Genomic DNA, 18,062 nt, shown 5'->3' on the forward strand with positions numbered 1-18,062 from the left:
GGCCCTCCACCGCGCCAACCCGCCCTCGCCCGAACCCACTTCACCCGGCCGGGGAGCCCCGGACGATCGCACACGGCGGTAACACTCGGTTACCTCTGCCGTAACGAAGCAATGCGCGCACCGCGAGCCGCCCCGCCTCACGCCCCCGACAGGACTCCTCCCCGACACCTCCCCCACACCCGCCGCCCCCGCCACGAACCCGGATCAGGGCGTTCTCAGCATGCGAACACGCAGTCACCACCGACCCGCACACCGAAATGCTCCGATCGTCCGCCCCGCACCCGCGAGAGCAGCCCCCGCATAACAAGAGCGTCACAGCCTTCCCCACGCTCCTGCCCACTCCCCCTACCTGCGCTTATAGTCACGGCCAGTCACCGCGCCGCCGGGCGCGTCTACTGCACGGCCCTGCTACATCCAGTACGGCCCGGCGAGACACACGGCCCCCACCCTGGGGTGCCGCGCCAGGGAGAGGATTCAACGTGCGACAGCGTTCCATGGTCATACTCACCGCCGTGCTCACTACGGGAGCACTCACGCTGACCGCCTGCGGCTCGCGCGACGACAACGGCGACAGCAAGGACAGCGGCAAGAAGACCGAGATCATCATCGGCGTCGACGCGCCGCTGACCGGCCAGAACTCGGCCACCGGCCTCGGCATCCAGGGTGGCGTCCAGATCGCCGTCAACGACGCCAACAAGAACAACACCGTGCCCGGCGTGACCTTCAAGGTCCAGGCTCTCGACGACAAGGCCATCCCGGCCCAGGGTCAGTCGAACGCCACCCAGCTCGTCCAGAACGAGAAGGTTCTCGGCGTCGTCGGCCCGCTCAACTCCGGTGTCGCCACCCAGATGCAGCAGGTCTTCGCCACCGCCAACCTGGTCGAGATCTCGCCGTCCAACACGGCCCCCGAGCTGACCCAGGGCAAGAACTGGCAGACCGCCAAGTCCCGCCCGTTCAAGACCTACTTCCGCACCGCCACCACCGACGCCCTCCAGGGCGGCTTCGCGGCCGACTACGCGTACAACACCCTGAAGAAGCGCAAGGTGTTCGTGGTCGACGACAAGCAGACCTACGGTGCCGGCCTGGCCAAGCTCTTCAAGGCCGGCTTCACCAAGTCCGGCGGCAAGGTCGCGGGCGAGGACCACGTCAACACCGGCGACACGGACTTCTCGGCCCTCGTCACCAAGATCAAGAACTCCAAGGCCGACCTCGTCTACTACGGCGGCCAGTACGACGAGTCCGAGAAGCTCACCAAGCAGCTCAAGGACGGCGGCGCCAAGGTCCCGCTGTTCGGCGGTGACGGCATGTTCAGCGACACCTACATCCAGACCGCCGGCAAGACCTCCGCCGGTGACCTCGTCACCTCGGTCGGCCAGCCCGTCGACTCCCTGCCCTCCGCCGCGGACTTCATCAAGAAGTACAAGGCCTCCGGCCTCAAGGGCGACTACGGCACGTACGGCGGCTACTCCTACGACGCCGCGACCGCCATCATCAAGGCGATCGGCGCCGTCGTGAAGGACGGAAAGATCCCGGACGAGGCCCGCTCCAAGATCGTCGCCGAGGTCCAGAAGACCAAGTTCGACGGCATCGCCGGCCCCGTCTCGTTCGACGAGTACGGCGACACCACCAACAAGCAGCTCACCGTCTACCAGGTCGTCGACGGCAAGTGGAAGGCCGTGAAGAGCGGCACGTTCGAAGGCTGATCCTCACCACCCGGGCCACCAGGCGGTTCGGTCACCCAGGGCCACGGCCCGACCGAACCGCCGACCCGGTCCACACCACCGGGACAGGCCCTCAGCACCACCCCTGGGCCGCGCGGCCATGACCACACGTCACCGCGCGGCCCGATCCATACGCCCTGCTCACACTCCCCACCACATGGAGGCCATGCGGTGAACACCCTGCCGCAGCAGCTGGCCAACGGGCTGTTCCTCGGCTCGATGTACGGGCTGATCGCCATCGGCTACACGATGGTGTACGGCATCGTCCAGCTCATCAACTTCGCCCACGGCGAGATCTTCATGACCGGCGGCTTCGGCGCACTCACGGTCTACCTCTACGTTCTGCCCAACGGCACATCCATGTGGATAGCCCTGCCGGCGATGCTCATAGGCGGCGGAATCGTCTCCGTCCTGATCGCCGTCGGGGCCGAACGCTTCGCCTACCGACCACTGCGCGGAGCGCCACGCCTCGCCCCGCTCATCACCGCCATCGGTCTGTCGCTCGCGCTCCAGCAGCTCGTCTTCAACTGGTACCCGGAAGCGAAGAACGACATCACGTTCCCGCAACTCCCCTTCGGGCCCGTGCACATCGGCTCCATCAGCATCCAGAGCGGCTCCGTCTTCGTCATCATCGCGGCCCCCCTGTGCATGGCGGCCCTCGCCCTGTTCGTCAGCCTCTCCCGCACCGGCCGCGCCATGCAGGCCACCGCGCAGGACCCTGACACCGCACAGCTCATGGGCATCGACACCAACCGCATCATCGTCATCGCCTTCGCCATCGGCGGCTTCTTCGCCGCCGTCGCGGCCGTCTCCTACGGACTGCGCTACGGCACCGTCAAGTACGACATGGGCTTCCAGATGGGCCTCAAGGCCTTCACCGCGGCCGTCCTCGGCGGCATCGGCAACATCTACGGCGCCATGATCGGCGGCCTCGTCCTCGGCCTCGCCGAGACCATGGCCACCAGCTACATCGACGGCATCCCCGGCATGCAGCAGCTCGGCGGCGGCGGCTGGTCCTCCGTCTGGGCGTTCGTACTCCTCATCCTCGTACTGCTGTTCAGGCCACAAGGCCTTATCGGCGAACGCGTCGCGGACAGGGCGTGAGCACCATGGCAACCACCGACACCACCACCCCCGGGCGCGGCCTCGTCGCGCTCCCCGCGACCGCCGCACGCGCCCTCGTCGCCCTCGGCGCCGTCGCCACCATCGCCAGCACCTTCATGTCCTGGACCTACACGTCCGACTTCCCCGGGGACCTCACCTACTACGGCTCCCCGGCCGGACTCCAGATCCTCGACCTCGTCGCCGGCGTCCTGACGCTCCTGTTCGCGCTCACCCTCTTCGGTGCCCGCGGCCTCGGCTGGCTCAACCCGGCGAACGCCACCCAGCCGGTGCTCCTCGCCAGCGCGTCCGCGTTCGCCGTCAGCTGGTTCAGCGCCATCGCCATCGCCGTCGACCTCAAGGGCCTCGTCGCACTCGACCCCGGCGCCTACGTCGCCGCCGTCGGCTCCGCCATCGCCCTGGTCGGCGCCCTCGCGCTCCCCAAGCCCGGTGACACCTTCAAGGACTACGTCACCAAGCCCGACCGCATCCCCCCGGCCGCGAAGCTCCCCGCCTGGGGCGAACGCCTCGTCATCACCGCCGCCACCGCCCTCGCGCTGATCGTCTTCGCGTACGGCGTCGGCGTCGACCCCGACGCGAGCGAAACGTTCCTGGGCTACATCCTCCTGGTCGTCTTCGGCACCTGGTCCCTCTTCACCGCCGGACTCTTCGACCGCTTCGCCCAGCTCAACGCCGGCCACAAGGGATTCGCCACCTCCATGGCCTTCCTCGCGGCAGCCCTCTTCCCCTTCGTCGAGAACAACGAGCACAACTCGAACCTCGGCGTGAACATCCTCGTCGTCGCCACCGTCGCCCTCGGCCTCAACATCGTCGTCGGCCTCACCGGACTCCTCGACCTCGGATACGTCGCCTTCCTCGGCGTCGGCGCCTACGCGGCCGCCCTCGTCTCCGGCTCCGAGTTCTCCCGCTTCGCCGGCGTCCAGTTCCCCTTCTGGGCCGCCATGCTCACCGGCATGCTCGCGTCGCTCGTCTTCGGCGTCCTCATCGGCGCCCCCACCCTGCGCCTGCGCGGCGACTACCTCGCCATCGTGACCCTGGGCTTCGGAGAGATCTTCCGCATCACCGTCAACAACCTCGACGGCACCTCCGGCCCCAACCTCACCAACGGCCCCAACGGCATCTCCATGATCCCGGACCTCAACATCTTCGGGTTCAACTTCGGAAGCAAGCACGACATCGGCGGATTCGCCCTCGGCCGCTTCGCGAACTACTTCCTCCTGATGCTGCTCATCACCGCGATCGTCGTCCTCGTCTTCAACCGCGCCGCCGACTCCCGGATCGGCCGCTCCTGGATCGCCATCCGCGAGGACGAGACCGCCGCCACCGCCATGGGCATCAACGGCTTCCGCGTCAAGCTCATCGCCTTCGCCCTCGGCGCCTCCCTCGCCGGCCTCGCCGGAACGGTCAGCGCCCACGTCGGCTACAGCGTCAACCCGGCCCCGTACCAGTTCGCCGGCTCCGTGCCCCCGAACTCCGCGTTCCTCCTCGCCGCCGTCGTCCTCGGCGGCATGGGCACCGTGAACGGACCGATCCTCGGCGCCACCCTGCTCTACATGCTCCCCGAGAAGCTCAGCTTCCTGAAGGAGTACCAGCTCCTCGCCTTCGGCATCGCGCTCGTCCTCCTCATGCGCTTCCGCCCCGAAGGCATCATCGCCAACCGCCGCCGCCAACTCGAGTTCCACGAGAGCGACGACACCGACAAGGCCCTCCACATCCCCGAACAAGGCCTGCCCGACTCCACCGTCGGCGTCACCAAGGCAGGGGCGTAACCATCATGACCACCACCACAGCCCCCAGCCCCGTCCTCGAAGCCACCGGCGTCACCATGCGCTTCGGCGGCCTCACCGCCGTCCGCAACGTCGACCTCACCGTCAACGCCGGAGAGATCGTCGGCCTCATCGGCCCCAACGGCGCGGGCAAGACCACCTTCTTCAACTGCCTCACCGGCCTCTACGTCCCCACCGAGGGCAAAGTCGCCTACAAGGGCACCGTCCTGCCCCCCAAGCCCCACCTCGTCACCAGCGCCGGCATCGCCCGCACCTTCCAGAACATCCGGCTCTTCGCCAACATGACCGTCCTGGAAAACGTGCTCGTCGGCCGCCACACCCGCACCAAGGAAGGCCTCTGGTCCGCCCTCCTGCGCGGCCCCGGCTTCCGCAAGGCCGAAGCGACCTCCCGCGAACGCGCCATGGAACTGCTGGAGTTCATCGGCCTCGAACACAAGGCCGACCACCTCTCCCGCAACCTCCCCTACGGCGAACAGCGCAAGCTCGAGATCGCCCGCGCCATGGCCAGCGAGCCCGGCCTGCTCCTCCTCGACGAGCCCACCGCCGGCATGAACCCGCAGGAGACCCGCGCCACCGAAGACCTCGTCTTCGCCATTCGCGACCGCGGCATCGCCGTCCTCGTCATCGAGCACGACATGCGCTTCATCTTCAACCTCAGCGACCGCGTCGCCTGCCTCGTCCAGGGCGAAAAGCTCGTCGAAGGCACCTCCGAAGTCGTCCAGGGCGACGAACGCGTCATCGCCGCCTACCTCGGCACCCCCTTCGAAGGCGCCCCCGGCGACGAAGAACTCGCCGAGGTCGAAGCGGCCGAAGCCGCCGGAACCGCCCCCGCCACGACGACCACCCCGGTCACCGAGGCAGCGGACACCACCCCGGCCGCCGAACCGACGGAGCCGACGGAAACAGCAGCGGAGACCGAGACCCCGGCAACCACCGAGGCCACCGAAACCCCCGCCGTCACCCCGGCCGACGCCGACGAGCCCGACGCGCACGGCAGCAGCACCAGCAAGGAAGGAAACGCCCAGTGACCGCACTGCTCGAGGTCGAAGACCTCAAGGTCGCCTACGGCAAGATCGAAGCCGTCAAGGGCATCTCCTTCACCGTCGAAGCAGGCCAGATCGTCACCCTCATCGGCACCAACGGCGCCGGCAAGACGACCACCCTGCGCACCCTCTCCGGGCTCCTCAAGCCCAGCGGAGGCCGCATCCTCTTCGACGGCCAGCCCCTCGCCAACGTCCCCGCCCACAAGATCGTCGCCCTCGGACTCGCCCACTCCCCCGAGGGACGCCACATCTTCCCCCGCCTCACCATCGCGGAGAACCTCCAGCTCGGAGCCTTCCTGCGCACCGACAAGGCGGGCATCGAGAAGGACATCCAGCGCGCCTACGACCTCTTCCCCATCCTCGGGGAACGCCGCAAGCAGGCCTCCGGAACCCTCTCCGGCGGCGAGCAGCAGATGCTCGCCATGGGCCGCGCCCTCATGTCCCAGCCCAAACTGCTCATGCTCGACGAACCCTCCATGGGCCTCTCGCCGATCATGATGCAGAAGATCCTCGCCACCATCGCCGAACTCAAGGCGTCCGGCACGACCATCCTCCTCGTCGAGCAGAACGCCCAGGCAGCGCTCTCCCTCGCCGACCAGGGACACGTCATGGAGGTCGGCAACATCGTCCTCTCCGGCACCGGACAGGACCTCCTGCACGACGAGTCCGTCCGCAAGGCCTACCTCGGCGAGGACTGACCCACGCGGCCCCGCCGCACACACGGAGAGGCCCGCACCCTCGGGGGGTGCGGGCCTCTCCGTACGCTCGACGACCTCGCGGGACTACTCCTTCGACGCCTTCTTCTCCTCGGCGTCCTGGATGACCGCCTCCGCCACCTGCTGCATCGACATCCGACGGTCCATCGACGTCTTCTGGATCCAGCGGAACGCCGCCGGCTCCGTCAGCCCGTACTGCGTCTGCAGCACCGACTTCGCCCGGTCGACCAGCTTGCGCGTCTCCAGACGCTGGGTGAGATCCGCGATCTCCCCCTCCAGCGCCTTCAGCTCCGCGAACCGGGACACGGCCATCTCGATCGCCGGCACCACGTCGCTCTTGCTGAACGGCTTCACCAGGTACGCCATCGCGCCCGCGTCCCTGGCCCGCTCGACGAGGTCGCGCTGCGAGAACGCGGTCAGCATCAGTACGGGAGCGATCGACTCCTCCGCGATCTTCTCCGCCGCGGAGATGCCGTCGAGCTTGGGCATCTTCACGTCGAGGATCACGAGGTCCGGCTTGTGCTCACGGGCGAGCTCGACGGCCTGCTCGCCGTCACCCGCCTCACCGACGACGCTGTATCCCTCTTCCTCCAGCATCTCCTTGAGGTCGAGACGGATCAGCGCCTCGTCCTCGGCGATGACGACACGGGTCGTCAGCGGAGGCACGTGCGACTTGTCGTCGTCGGGCGCGTCTACGGGCTGGGGCGACTCGGGGGCGGTCACGGGGGCTCCTCGTTCAGGGCGGGACTGCTGACAAGAGCCTACCCAGCTGCGGTAAAGTGGTGGCACAGCGGGTGACTGCTGATCTTCGTTTCGAAGGAGCCCCGGTAGCCCAGCGGCAGAGGCGATGGATTCAAAACCCATACAGCGTCGGTTCGAATCCGACTCGGGGCACTTTTCCTTGGATCCCAAGGTCGCGATATAGAAGTGGATGTTCTCGTTCTCGTGAACATCCACTTTTTACTGTGTGTCGTTCATTGCGCATACGCAGAGTGGCCACATGTACGACATGGGCACACGCCAGCGAGCTCTTGCCCTGGTGGGTCAGGGACGAAGTCTGAACTCGGTGAGCAGAGAGACCGGCATCTCCCGCGCCGCGATGCGGTCATGGCGGACACGCGTCGAGCCGCTCACCCGGCGGTCGAAACCCTGCCCGAGATGCCGGGACACCCCGGAAGACCCGGACGACCCTGCCGCGTACGCGTACCTGCTGGGCCTCTATCTCGGAGACGGCTGCATCAGCGCCCACCGACGAGGTGGCCATTTCCTGCGCATCGCGTGCGCCGACGCGTGGCCAGGGCTCATCGAGGCCTGTGCGTCGGCGATGCGGCTCGTACGCCCGGACAACAAGGTCTGCCGCGTCCGGAGCCAGGGGTGCCAGTACGTCACCTGCTCCAGCAAGCACTGGCCCTGCCTGTTCCCCCAGCACGGCCCGGGCAAGAAGCATGAGCGCCCGATCATCCTCGAACCCTGGCAGCAGCGCATCGTAGATGCCCACCCCTGGGAGTTCGTCCGCGGGCTCATCCATTCCGACGGCTGTCGCGTCACCAACTGGACGACGCGGCTCGTCCCATGGACCTCCACGTGGGCCCCAAATACTGATCTCCACACCGGAAAGGGCCCCTCTGGCGGCTCGGAGGGGCCCGGTGTGGTGGTGGGGGCTACTTGGGGCTGTCGTCCTCGCCGACGTGGTGGACGCGGACGAGGTTCGTGGAGCCGGAGACTCCGGGCGGGGAGCCGGCGGTGATCACGACGATGTCGCCCTTGGCGCAGCGGCCGTATTTGAGGAGGAGTTCGTCGACCTGGTCGACCATGGCGTCGGTGGAGTCGACGTGGGGGCCGAGGAAGGTTTCGACGCCCCAGGTGAGGTTGAGCTGGGAGCGGGTGGCGGGGGTGGGGGTGAAGGCGAGGAGGGGGATGGGTGAGCGGTAGCGGGAGAGTCGGCGGACGGTGTCGCCGGACTGGGTGAAGGCGACGAGGAATTTGGCGCCGAGGAAGTCGCCCATTTCCGCTGCGGCGCGGGCGACGGCTCCGCCTTGGGTGCGGGGTTTGTTGCGGTCGGTGAGGGGCGGGAGGCCCTTGGCGAGGATGTCTTCTTCGGCTGCTTCGACGATGCGGCCCATGGTCTTGACGGTTTCGATGGGGTATTTGCCGACGCTGGTTTCGCCGGAGAGCATGACGGCGTCGGTGCCGTCGATGACGGCGTTGGCGACGTCGGATGCTTCGGCGCGGGTGGGCCGGGAGTTGTCGATCATCGAGTCGAGCATCTGGGTGGCGACGATGACGGGTTTGGCGTTGCGCTTGGCGAGTTTGATGGCGCGCTTTTGGACGATGGGGACTTGTTCGAGGGGCATTTCGACGCCGAGGTCGCCGCGGGCGACCATGATGCCGTCGAAGGCGGCGACGATGTTGTCGATGTTGTCGACGGCCTGGGGTTTTTCGATCTTCGCGATGACGGGGAGGCGGCGGCCTTCTTCGTCCATGATGCGGTGGACGTCTTCGATGTCGCGTCCGCTGCGGACGAAGGAGAGGGCGATGACGTCGCAGCCGGAGCGGAGGGCCCAGCGGAGGTCTGCTTCGTCCTTGTCGGAGAGGGCGGGGACGGAGACGGCGACGCCGGGGAGGTTGAGGCCTTTGTGGTCGGAGACCATGCCGCCTTCGATGACGGTGGTGTGGACGCGGGGGCCGTCGACGGAGGTGACTTCGAGGGAGACTTTGCCGTCGTCGACGAGGATGCGTTCACCGGGTGTGACGTCGGCGGCGAGTCCGTCGTAGGTGGTTCCGCAGGTCTGGCGGTCGCCTTCGGCGCCTTCTTCGACGGTGATGGTGAAGGTGTCTCCGCGTTCAAGGAGTACGGGGCCTTCGGTGAAGCGGCCGAGTCGGATCTTCGGGCCTTGAAGGTCGGCGAGGATGCCGACGCTGCGGCCGGTCTCGTCGGATGCCTTTCGGACGCGCTGGTAGCGCTCCTCGTGTTCGGCGTGGGTGCCGTGGCTGAGGTTGAGGCGGGCTACGTCCATTCCGGCTTCGACCAGGGCTTTGATCCGGTCGTACGAGTCGGTGGCGGGGCCCAATGTACAGACGATTTTTGCTCGGCGCATGGTTTGAGCCTAGGCCTTACCGGTGGGTAGGGAATTGGTCGCGCGTGACTGCTCAACAACCTTTGCGTGAAGGGTTATTGACAACTGTTGAATTGTGCGCGGGGGTGCTCTGATGAGCAGGTCCGGGGTGCGGGTGGGGTGGGGTGGGGGGTCCGTACGGTCGTTCGGTGGCGGCGGGGTGGATGCGGTCGGTGACGGTGCGTGGCGTGCCGGTGGCCGGCGTGGGGGTGGTGGGCGCCTCGGGTCAGAGCTGGGGCGGGGCCATGGTGAAGCGGGCGTTGACCTGGGCGTGGACGTGCTGGCGTTGGGGTTCGAGGTCGAGGGGGGCGGGTTCGTCGTCGGCGGGGGCGGCGGCGAAGGCCGCGCGTCGGAAGCGGGCGCCGCCGGGTGCGGGGAGGGGTGTGGGTTCGGCTCCGATGTCGGCGAGTTCGAGGAGGGCGGTGAGGGTGGTGCCGAGGGCCTCGGCGTATTCGCGGGCGCGTCGGACGGCTTCGCGGACGGCTTCCTGGCGGGCGGCGCGGTGGGTGGGTGAGTCGGGGCGGAGGTCCCACCAGGGTCCGTCGACGCGGGTGAGGTCGAGGTCGGCGAGGGCGGTGGTGAGGTCGCCGAGGGCGGTGAAGTCGTTGAGTTCGGCGGTGATGTGGACGTGGCCGTGGTGGGTGCGGACGCGTTCGCCGCGGCCGTGCCGGCCGAGTTCGGGGGTGATGGAGAAGTGGCCGGTCTCGAGGTGTTCGACGGCGTCGCCGTGGGTTTTGACGAGGTCGAGGGCGAGGGTGTTGCGGCGGGTGAGGTCGGCGAGGGCTTCTCGGCGGTCTTTGCCGCGGGCGGTGACGGTGATGCCGATGCGGGCGATCTCGGGGTCGACTTCGAGGTGGGCTTCGCCTCGGACGGCGAGGCGGGGGGCGTCGGGGGTGCCGTAGGGGGCGGTGGTTTCGGTGGTGGGGGTCATGTGTCCCACTCTGTCACCGGGGTGAGGGGTGTGTGATGTGTGCGGGTCATCGGATGGAAACCTTCTGGGTCTGTTGCGGGGGGCGGTGGTTGGGCCAGAATCTACGCGCGTCGTTGACCCTTTCTCGAGGAGTTCCGGACATGCCGTTGAACCGTCGTAAGTTCCTGAAGAAGTCCGCTGTGACGGGTGCGGGGGTGGCGTTGGCGGGTGCGGTCGGCGCGCCCGCGGCGCAGGCTGTGGAGGCGAGGAAGGGGCATCGGCCGGTGAAGCGGTACGCGCTGACGGTGATGGGCACGACGGATCTGCACGGGCACGTGTTCAACTGGGACTACTTCAAGGACGCGGAGTACGCGGACGCGGCGGGGAACGCGCAGGGTCTGGCGCGGATCTCGACGCTGGTGAACGCGATCCGCAAGGAGAAGGGCCGCGCCAACACGCTGCTGCTGGACGCGGGTGACACGATCCAGGGCACGCCGTTGACGTACTACTACGCGAAGGTGGATCCGATCACCGCCAAGGGTGGTCCGGTGCACCCGATGGCACAGGCGATGAACGCGATCGGCTATGACGCGGTGGCGCTCGGGAACCACGAGTTCAACTACGGGATCGAGACGCTGCGGAAGTTCGAGTCGCAGTGCGACTTCCCGCTGTTGGGGGCGAACGCGCTGGACGCGAAGACGCTGAAGCCGGCGTTTCCTCCGTACTTCATGAAGACGTTCCACGTCCATGGGGCGCCGCCGGTGAAGGTGGCGGTGCTGGGGTTGACGAACCCGGGGATCGCGATCTGGGACAAGGCGTTCGTGCAGGGGAAGTTGACGTTCCCGGGTCTTGAGGAGCAGGCGGCGAAGTGGGTGCCGAAGCTGCGGTCGATGGGTGCGGACGTGGTCGTGGTGTCGGCGCATTCGGGTGCGTCGGGGACGTCGTCGTACGGTGACCAGGTGCCGTACGTGGAGAACTCGGCGGCGCTGGTGGCGCAGCAGGTGCCGGGGATCGACGCGATTCTGGTGGGTCACGCGCATCTGGAGATCCCTGAGCTGAAGGTGACGAACACGGCGTCGGGGAAGACGGTGGTGTTGTCGGAGCCGTTGGCGTTCGCGGAGCGGATGTCGGTGTTCGACGTCGAGCTGGTCCTGGAGCGGGGGTGCTGGCGGGTCGAGTCGGTGGCGGCGTCGGTGCGCAACACGAACGCGGTGGCGGACGATCCGAGGATCACGCGGCTGTTGAAGGACGAGCACGATGTGGTCGTGGCGTATGTGAACCAGGTGGTGGGGACGGCGACGGAGACGTTGACGACGGTGGAGGCGCGGTTCAAGGACGCGCCGATCATCGATCTGATCACCCGGGTGCAGGAGGACGTGGTGCGGGCGGCGTTGGTGGGGACGCCGTATGCGTCGTTGCCGGTGATCGCGCAGGCGTCGCCGTTCTCGCGGACGTCGGAGATTCCTGCGGGGGATGTGACGATCCGGGATCTGTCGAGTCTGTATGTGTACGACAACACGCTGGTGGCGAAGGTGTTGACGGGTGCTCAGCTGCGGGCGTACCTGGAGTATTCGGCGAACTACTTCGTGCGGACGGCGGCGGGTGCGGTGATCGACACGGAGAAGCTGACGAACGCGAACGGTCGGCCGGACTACAACTACGACTATGTGTCGGGGTTGCGGTACGACATCGACATCGCGCAGGCGGAGGGTTCGCGGGTCAAGAATCTGACGTACGAGGGTGCGGCGCTGGACGATGCCCGGCAGTTCGTGTTGGCGGTGAACAACTACCGTGCCAATGGCGGTGGTGCGTTCCCGCATGTGGCGTCGGCGACGGAGGTGTGGTCGGAGTCGACGGAGATCCGGACGCGGATCGCGGAGTGGGTGACGGCGAAGGGGTCGCTGGATCCGGCGGAGTTCGCCTCGGTGGACTGGAAGCTGACGCGTGAGGGCACGCCGGTGTTCTAGTTCGGATGGTGGGAGTGGGCGGCGTCGGCGCGGTGTCTCGCGTCGGCGCCGTTTCTCTTTCGTCTGGTGATGACGGGGGGCCGTGGGGTGTCGATGAGGGTCATCTGCCGTCGACGAGGGGGGTGAGGGTGCGGGTTTCCTTGCGGGCGGCGGGGACGCGGGGGGTGGGTTCGAGGCCGAAGGTGGTGAAGGAGGTGCGTGTGGGGAGGGGGTAGGGGTCCTTGCCGGTGAGGGTGTTGAGGATGGTGGCGCTGCGCCAGGCGGCGAGGCCGAGGTCGGGGGTGCCGACGCCGTGGGTGTGGAGTTCGGCGTTCTGGACGTAGACGTGTCCGGTGACGGCGGGGTCGAGGACGAGGCGGAACTGGTCGTCGATGGTGGGGCGTTCGGCGCTGTCGCGGCGGAGGTAGGGGTCGAGGCCGGCGAGGAGGGGGCCGATGGGGCGTTCGCGGTAGCCGGTGGCGAGGACGACGGCGTCGGTGGTGAGGCGGGAGCGGGCGCCTTGTTGGACGTGTTCGAGGTGGAGTTCGACTTTGGTGGTGGCGACGCGTCCTGCGGTGCGGACGGTGACGGCGGGGGTGAGGACGGCGTCGGGCCAGCCGCCGTGGAGAGTGCGGCGGTAGAGCTCGTCGTGGATGGCGGCGATGGTGTCGGCGTCGATGCCTTTGTGGAGTTGCCATTGGGCGGCGACGAGCCGGTCGCGGACGGGTTCGGTGAGGGCGTGGAAGTAGCGGGTGTAGTCGGGGGTGAAGTGTTCGAGGCCGAGTTTGGAGTACTCCATGGGGGCGAACGCTTCGGTGCGGGCGAGCCAGTGGATCTTCTCGTGTCCGGCGGGGCGGTTGCGGAGGAGGTCGAGGAAGACCTCGGCTCCCGACTGGCCGGCGCCGATGACAGTGATGTGGTCGGCGGTGAGGAACTGTTCGCGGTGTTTGAGGTAGTCGGCGGCGTGGATGACGGGCACGCCGGGGGCGCCGACGAGGGGTTTGAGGGGTTCGGGGATGTGGGGGGCGGTGCCGACGCCGAGGACGATGTTGCGGGTGTAGGAGCGGCCGAGGGCTTCGGCTTCGCCGTCGGTGTCGAGTTGGGTGAAGTCGACTTCGAAGACGTCGCGTTCGGGGTTCCAGCGGACGGCGTCGACCTGGTGGGCGAAGCGGAGTCCGGGGAGGTTGTCGGCGACCCAGCGGCAGTAGGCGTCGTATTCGGCGCGCTGGATGTGGAAGCGCTCGGCGAAGTAGAAGGGGAAGAGGCGTTCGCGGGCTTTGAGGTAGTTGAGGAAGGACCAGGGGTTCGCGGGGTCGGCGAGGGTGACCAGGTCGGCGAGGAAGGGGACTTGGAGGGTGGCGCCGTCGATGAGCATGCCGGGGTGCCAGTCGAAGCAGGGGCGTTGTTCGTAGAAGACGGTGTCGAGTTGTGTGAGGGGGTGGGCGAGGGCGGCGAGGGAGAGGTTGAAGGGGCCGATGCCGATGCCGACCAGGTCGCGGGGTGCTTCGGCGGCGGGGCGCGGGGGGTGGGGCGTCGGGCTCATCGGGGGGTGTGTCCTTCCACCAGTTTCAGGAGCGTGGCCAGGTCGCCGGGCCGGGTGTGGGGGTTGAGGAGGGTGGCTTTGAGCCAGCGGCGGCCGTCGAGGGTGGCGCGGCCGAGGACGGCGCGGCCTTCGTCGAGGAGGGTGCGGCGGACGGCGGCGACGGTGTCGTCGGTGGCGCCGGTGGGCCGGAACAGGACGGTGCTGATGGCGGGGCGGTCGTAGAGCTCGAAGCCGGGGTGGGCGGCTATGAGGTCGGCGAGTTCGTGGGCGTGGGCGCAGACCTGGTCGACGAGGGTGCCGATGCCGTCGCGGCCGAGGGTTTTGAGGGTGACGGCGATCTTGAGGATGTCGGGGCGTCGGGTGGTGCGCAGGGAGCGGCCGAGGAGGTCGGGGTGGCCTGCTTCGGTGTCGTCGTCGGCGTTGAGGTAGTCGGCGCGGTGGGCGAGGGGGGTGAGGTCGGCGGGGTCGCGGACGGCGAGAAGTCCGGCGGCGACGGGTTGCCAGCCGAGTTTGTGCAGGTCGAGGGTGACGGTGTGGGCGTGGGTGAGTCCGTCGAGTCGGTGGCGGTGCCGGTCGCTGAGGAGGAGGCCTCCGCCGTAGGCGGCGTCGATGTGGAGGCGGGCGCCGTGGGTGGCGCAGAGGTCGGCGATGTCGGGCAGGGGGTCGATGAGTCCGGCGTCGGTGGTGCCGGCGGTGGCGGCGACGAGGAGGGGGCCGTGGAGTGCGGTGAGGGCGTTGTCGAGGGCGGCGGGGTCGAGGGTGCCGGCGGGGGCGGGGACGACGACGGGTTCGGGGAGGCCGAGGAGCCAGGCGGCGCGGTGGAGGGAGTGGTGGGCGTTGGCTCCGCAGACGAGTTGGATGCCGCCGTGGGCTTCGCGGGCGAGGAGGAGGGCGAGTTGGTTGGACTCGGTGCCGCCGGTGGTGACGAGGGCGTCGCTGTGGGGGGTGCCGTACACCTCGTGGGCGAGGGCGCGGGTGAGGAGTCTTTCGAGTTCGGAGGCGGCCGGTGCCTGGTCCCAGGAGTCGAGGGAGGGGTTGAGGGCGGAGGCGGCGAGGTCGGCCGCGGCGGCGACGGCGAGGGGCGGGCAGTGCAGGTGGGCGGCGCAGAGGGGGTCGGCGGGGTCGGCGGCGCCTTCGGCGAGGGCGCGGACGAGGTCGTGGAGGGCGTTGTCGTCGCCGTGGCGGGGCAGGAGGTCGCCGGCGCGGTCGCGGAGGGTGCGGGCGACGTGTTCGGGTCCGCCGGCGGGGAGGGGGCCGCCGCGTGCGGCGGAGCCTTGGGCGAGGGCGTCGAGGACGGTGTGGAGCAACGGCCGCAGTGCGTCGGGGCCTTCGGGGCCTGAGGCGAGGGGCGGCGTGCTCATGGATGTCCTCCGGTGGACGCGCGGCGGGGTACGCCCCAGCGTGTACGCGTTTCGGGCAGGTGCGCCCGCCAAGGACAACGATTCGACCCGAACGGGGGTACTGCCGTGCGGAGGAAATGTGGGGGAAGGACGGGGGTGCTAGGGGGTGGTGCGGGGTGGGGTGGTGCGCCCCGCACCCTGCCGGCGTCTGTCCTTTCCGGACGTGCCGGACACCGGGTCCCCGCCGGTGGGGGGAGGGGAACCGGTGTCCGGTGCGGGGCTGTCGGGGGTCAGGCCCGGCGGACGCGCAGGGCGCGGGCGAGGTCGTCGAGCTGGTCGGTGAGTTTGCGGCGCAGGGCCGGGATGGGGTCGGCGTCGCGCAGGCAGGTCTCGCCGAGGGTGAGGGTGTCGGCGGTGACGGCGTGGGCGGGGAAGGCCCAGCGGCCGGCGGCGTCGGCGATGGCGGGGCCGCGGCGTTCGGCGACGGCGACGGCGTCGGCCCAGTAGCGCTCGACGTAGGTGCTGACGAGGTCGGTCTGTTCGGGCTGCCAGAAGCCCTGGGCGGTGGCGGTGAACAGGTAGTTGGAGAGGTCGTCGGTGGCGAACATGGCGTCCCAGGCGGCGCGTTTGGCCTCGGGGTCGGGCAGTGCGGCGCGGCAGCGGGCGGCGCCTTCCTGGCCGGTGGCGCTGGGGTCCTGGACGAGTTCGGCCGCGATGACGGCGTCGTCGACGGCGCCGAGGACGGAGAGCCTGCTGAGGATGCGCCAGCGCAGTTCGGGGTCGAGTTCGGGGCCGCCGGGGACGGTGCCTTCGGAGAACCAGGCGCTGATGGTGTCGGGGTGGGCGGCGACGTCGATGTGGTGGCGTACGGCGATGAGGCGCAGGCCGGGGTGGGAGCCGTCCTCGGTGCGGCGGATGAGGTCGCGGCACAGGTCGGTGAGGGTGGCGAGGGCGGTGGGGCGCTGCTCGGGGCCGAGGAAGCGGTTGGCGACGTGGGTGGCGGCGAAGGTGAGGACGCCCTGGACGAGGGCGAGGTCGCTCTCGTGCGGGAGGTGGGCGCGGGCGGCGTCGATGTAGGCCATGGGGGGCAGTTCGCCGTCGCGGACGGCGTCGCGCAGGGCGTTCCAGACGACGGCGCGGGTGAGGGCGTCGGGGATGCCGGAGAGGGCGGCTTCGACGGTGGTGAAGGAGTCGGTGTCGAAGCGGACCTTGGCGTAGGTGAGGTCGGAGTCGTTGAGGAGGAGGAGGGCGGGGCGGAGGCCGGGGGCGGCGTGGGGGGAGTCGCCCTGGGGGACGTCGAGTTCGAAGCGTTCGCGCAGGGTGAGGCGGCGGTCGTCGCCGGGGACGGTGTCGTAGGCGCCGACGGCGATGCGGTGGGGGCGGCTGCCGTCACGGTCGACGGTGAGGTGCCACGAGCCGTCCGCTTCGTGGAGGGTGGGAGTGAGGGTGTCGACGCCGGTGGTGCGCAGCCAGGTCTCGGCCCAGGCGTGGACGTCGCGTTCGGTGGCGGAGGCGAGGTTGTCGATGAAGTCGGCGAGGGTGGCGTTGCCGAACTTGTGGCGGGCGAAGTGGGTGTTGATGCCCGCGAGGAAGTCCTTCTCGCCGAGCCAGGCGACGAGTTGGCGCAGGGCCGAGGCGCCCTTGGCGTAGGAGATGCCGTCGAAGTTGAGCATGGCGGACGCGGTGTCGGGGACGGCGTCCGGGTCGGGGGCGACGGGGTGGGTGGAGGGGCGCTGGTCGGCGTCGTAGCCCCAGGACTTGCGGGCGACGCCGAAGTCGACCCAGGTGTCCGTGAAGCGGGTGGCTTCGGTGAGGGTCTGGTAGCCCATGTACTCGGCGAAGGACTCGTTGAGCCAGATGTCGTCCCACCAGCGCAGGGTGACGAGGTCGCCGAACCACATGTGGGCCATCTCGTGGGCGATGACCATGGCGCGGGTCTGGCGTTCGGTGTCGGTGACGGCGGAGCGGTAGATGAACTCGTCGCGGAAGGTGACGAGTCCGGGGTTCTCCATGGCGCCGGCGTTGAACTCGGGGACGAACGCCTGGTCGTAGGAGTCGAAGGGGTAGGGCTCGTCGAACTTCTCGTGGTACCGGTCGTAGCAGGCGCGGGTGACGTCGAGGATCTCGTCGGCGTCGGCGTCGAGGTAGGGGGCGAGGGAGCGGCGGCAGTGCAGGCCCAAGGGGAGGCCGGCGTGCTCGGTGCGTACGGAGTGCCAGGGACCCGCGGCGACGGCGACGAGGTAGGTGGAGATCAGCGGGGTGGGAGCGGCCTTCCAGTGGCCGTCTCCGAGGTGTTCGGTGACGCCGTTGGCGAGGACGGTCCAGCCTTCGGGGGCGGTGACGGTCAGGTCGAAGACGGACTTGAGGTCGGGCTGGTCGAAGGCGGCGAAGACGCGCTGGACGTCCTCCATGAAGAGCTGGGTGTAGAGGTAGGTCTCGCCGTCGGTGGGGTCGGTGAAGCGGTGCATGCCCTCGCCGGTGCGGGAGTAGCGCATGGCGGCGTCGACGCGCAGTTCGTGTTCGCCTGCGGTGAGGCCCTTGAGGGGCAGCCGGTTCTCGTCGAGGGTCTCGGGGTCGAGGGGCCTGCCGTCGAGGGTGACGGAGCGCAGTTCGGCGGGCTTCAGCTCGACGAAGGTGTCCGCGTCGTCGCGGGCGGTGAACCGGATGACGGTCAGGGAGTCGAAGGTCTCGTCCCCTCGGGTGACGTCGAGTTCGATCCCGTAGTGGTGGATGTCGAGGAGTTGGGCACGGGTCTGCGCTTCGTCGCGCGTCAGTACGGACATGGGGACATGCTGCCCGATGGCGTCACCGGGTCACA

12 protein-coding genes, 1 tRNA gene and 1 pseudogene are annotated in these 18,062 nt (G+C 69.0%); 8 read left to right on the plus strand and 6 right to left on the minus strand.

Annotated features, from left to right (window positions below; all coding sequences use genetic code 11):
- Positions 1–494: 494 nt before the first annotated feature.
- The 5 genes from ABZT74_RS06820 to ABZT74_RS06840 all read left to right on the plus strand — a co-directional run bounded on the left by ABZT74_RS06820 (position 495) and on the right by ABZT74_RS06840 (position 6,371).
- Entirely contained in the window at positions 495–1,703 is a 1,209-nt protein-coding gene (locus tag ABZT74_RS06820) for a branched-chain amino acid ABC transporter substrate-binding protein (protein ID WP_356166131.1), read from the plus strand.
- Positions 1,704–1,892: 189 nt separating this feature from the next.
- On the plus strand, positions 1,893–2,825 hold the full coding sequence (locus tag ABZT74_RS06825; RefSeq protein WP_355869904.1) for a branched-chain amino acid ABC transporter permease: 933 nt from the start codon (positions 1,893–1,895) through the stop codon (positions 2,823–2,825).
- A 5-nt stretch (positions 2,826–2,830) separates the two neighbouring features.
- Positions 2,831–4,612 carry a branched-chain amino acid ABC transporter permease gene (locus tag ABZT74_RS06830; RefSeq protein WP_356166133.1) on the plus strand — a complete coding sequence of 594 codons (1,782 nt, stop codon included), beginning with the start codon at positions 2,831–2,833 and terminating at the stop codon, positions 4,610–4,612.
- A 5-nt stretch (positions 4,613–4,617) separates the two neighbouring features.
- A complete protein-coding gene (locus ABZT74_RS06835; protein WP_355869908.1) occupies positions 4,618–5,658 on the plus strand; it encodes an ABC transporter ATP-binding protein in 1,041 nt (346 codons plus the stop codon).
- Positions 5,655–6,371 (plus strand): ABC transporter ATP-binding protein, encoded by a 717-nt coding sequence (locus ABZT74_RS06840; RefSeq protein ID WP_355869910.1) that lies wholly within the window; start codon positions 5,655–5,657, stop codon positions 6,369–6,371. Before ABZT74_RS06835 ends, ABZT74_RS06840 begins: the two co-directional genes overlap by 4 nt.
- An 84-nt stretch (positions 6,372–6,455) precedes the next feature.
- On the opposite strand, the gene ABZT74_RS06845 is transcribed toward ABZT74_RS06840, so the two are convergent.
- Positions 6,456–7,112 carry a response regulator gene (locus ABZT74_RS06845; protein ID WP_355869912.1) on the minus strand — a complete coding sequence of 219 codons (657 nt, stop codon included), beginning with the start codon at positions 7,110–7,112 and terminating at the stop codon, positions 6,456–6,458.
- 98 nt (positions 7,113–7,210) lie between these two features.
- On the opposite strand from ABZT74_RS06845, the gene ABZT74_RS06850 reads away from it, so the two are divergent.
- Both ABZT74_RS06850 and ABZT74_RS06855 read left to right on the plus strand, forming a co-directional pair.
- A tRNA-Leu gene (locus ABZT74_RS06850) sits at positions 7,211–7,283 on the plus strand.
- A 106-nt stretch (positions 7,284–7,389) separates the two neighbouring features.
- Positions 7,390–7,959, plus strand: a pseudogene (locus tag ABZT74_RS06855) (transcriptional regulator); the annotation flags it as partial.
- A gap of 91 nt (positions 7,960–8,050) precedes the next feature.
- On the opposite strand, the gene pyk reads toward ABZT74_RS06855, so the two are convergent.
- Both pyk and ABZT74_RS06865 read right to left on the minus strand, forming a co-directional pair.
- Positions 8,051–9,487 (minus strand): pyruvate kinase, encoded by a 1,437-nt coding sequence (gene pyk, locus ABZT74_RS06860; RefSeq protein ID WP_356433660.1) that lies wholly within the window; start codon positions 9,485–9,487, stop codon positions 8,051–8,053.
- Between the two features lie 244 nt (positions 9,488–9,731).
- Entirely contained in the window at positions 9,732–10,436 is a 705-nt protein-coding gene (locus ABZT74_RS06865; protein WP_356165440.1) for an SIMPL domain-containing protein, read from the minus strand.
- A gap of 140 nt (positions 10,437–10,576) precedes the next feature.
- Here ABZT74_RS06865 and ABZT74_RS06870 point away from each other — a divergent pair, with 140 nt between their 5' ends.
- Positions 10,577–12,382: a 5'-nucleotidase C-terminal domain-containing protein gene (locus ABZT74_RS06870; protein WP_356433818.1), complete on the plus strand. Its 1,806-nt coding sequence runs from the start codon at positions 10,577–10,579 to the stop codon at positions 12,380–12,382.
- Positions 12,383–12,482: 100 nt separating this feature from the next.
- On the opposite strand, the gene ABZT74_RS06875 is transcribed toward ABZT74_RS06870, so the two are convergent.
- The 3 genes from ABZT74_RS06875 to pepN form a co-directional block, all read right to left on the minus strand.
- Positions 12,483–13,904 carry a SidA/IucD/PvdA family monooxygenase gene (locus ABZT74_RS06875; RefSeq protein ID WP_356433661.1) on the minus strand — a complete coding sequence of 474 codons (1,422 nt, stop codon included), beginning with the start codon at positions 13,902–13,904 and terminating at the stop codon, positions 12,483–12,485.
- Positions 13,901–15,265, minus strand: a complete 1,365-nt coding sequence (locus ABZT74_RS06880; RefSeq protein ID WP_356433662.1) for an aminotransferase class V-fold PLP-dependent enzyme — start codon at positions 15,263–15,265, stop codon at positions 13,901–13,903. Before ABZT74_RS06880 ends, ABZT74_RS06875 begins: the two co-directional genes overlap by 4 nt.
- A 269-nt stretch (positions 15,266–15,534) precedes the next feature.
- On the minus strand, positions 15,535–18,027 hold the full coding sequence (pepN, locus tag ABZT74_RS06885; RefSeq protein ID WP_356433663.1) for an aminopeptidase N: 2,493 nt from the start codon (positions 18,025–18,027) through the stop codon (positions 15,535–15,537).
- Positions 18,028–18,062 lie beyond the last annotated feature (35 nt).

It is taken from the genome of Streptomyces sp. NPDC005302, from assembly GCF_040607345.1.
Taxonomy (GTDB): Bacteria; Actinomycetota; Actinomycetes; order Streptomycetales; family Streptomycetaceae; genus Streptomyces.

What these genes read in the sequence shown, in the direction of transcription:
- ABZT74_RS06820 (WP_356166131.1), top strand. Translation starts at nt 495, where the DNA reads ATGGTCATACTCACCGCCGTGCTCACTACGGGAGCACTCACGCTGACC.
- ABZT74_RS06830 (WP_356166133.1), top strand. Translation starts at nt 2,831, where the DNA reads ATGGCAACCACCGACACCACCACCCCCGGGCGCGGCCTCGTCGCGCTC.
- ABZT74_RS06835 (WP_355869908.1), top strand. Translation starts at nt 4,618, where the DNA reads ATGACCACCACCACAGCCCCCAGCCCCGTCCTCGAAGCCACCGGCGTC.
- pyk (WP_356433660.1), bottom strand. Translation starts at nt 9,487, where the DNA reads ATGCGCCGAGCAAAAATCGTCTGTACATTGGGCCCCGCCACCGACTCG.
- ABZT74_RS06865 (WP_356165440.1), bottom strand. Translation starts at nt 10,436, where the DNA reads ATGACCCCCACCACCGAAACCACCGCCCCCTACGGCACCCCCGACGCC.
- ABZT74_RS06870 (WP_356433818.1), top strand. Translation starts at nt 10,577, where the DNA reads ATGCCGTTGAACCGTCGTAAGTTCCTGAAGAAGTCCGCTGTGACGGGT.
- ABZT74_RS06875 (WP_356433661.1), bottom strand. Translation starts at nt 13,904, where the DNA reads ATGAGCCCGACGCCCCACCCCCCGCGCCCCGCCGCCGAAGCACCCCGC.
- ABZT74_RS06880 (WP_356433662.1), bottom strand. Translation starts at nt 15,265, where the DNA reads ATGAGCACGCCGCCCCTCGCCTCAGGCCCCGAAGGCCCCGACGCACTG.
- pepN (WP_356433663.1), bottom strand. Translation starts at nt 18,027, where the DNA reads ATGTCCGTACTGACGCGCGACGAAGCGCAGACCCGTGCCCAACTCCTC.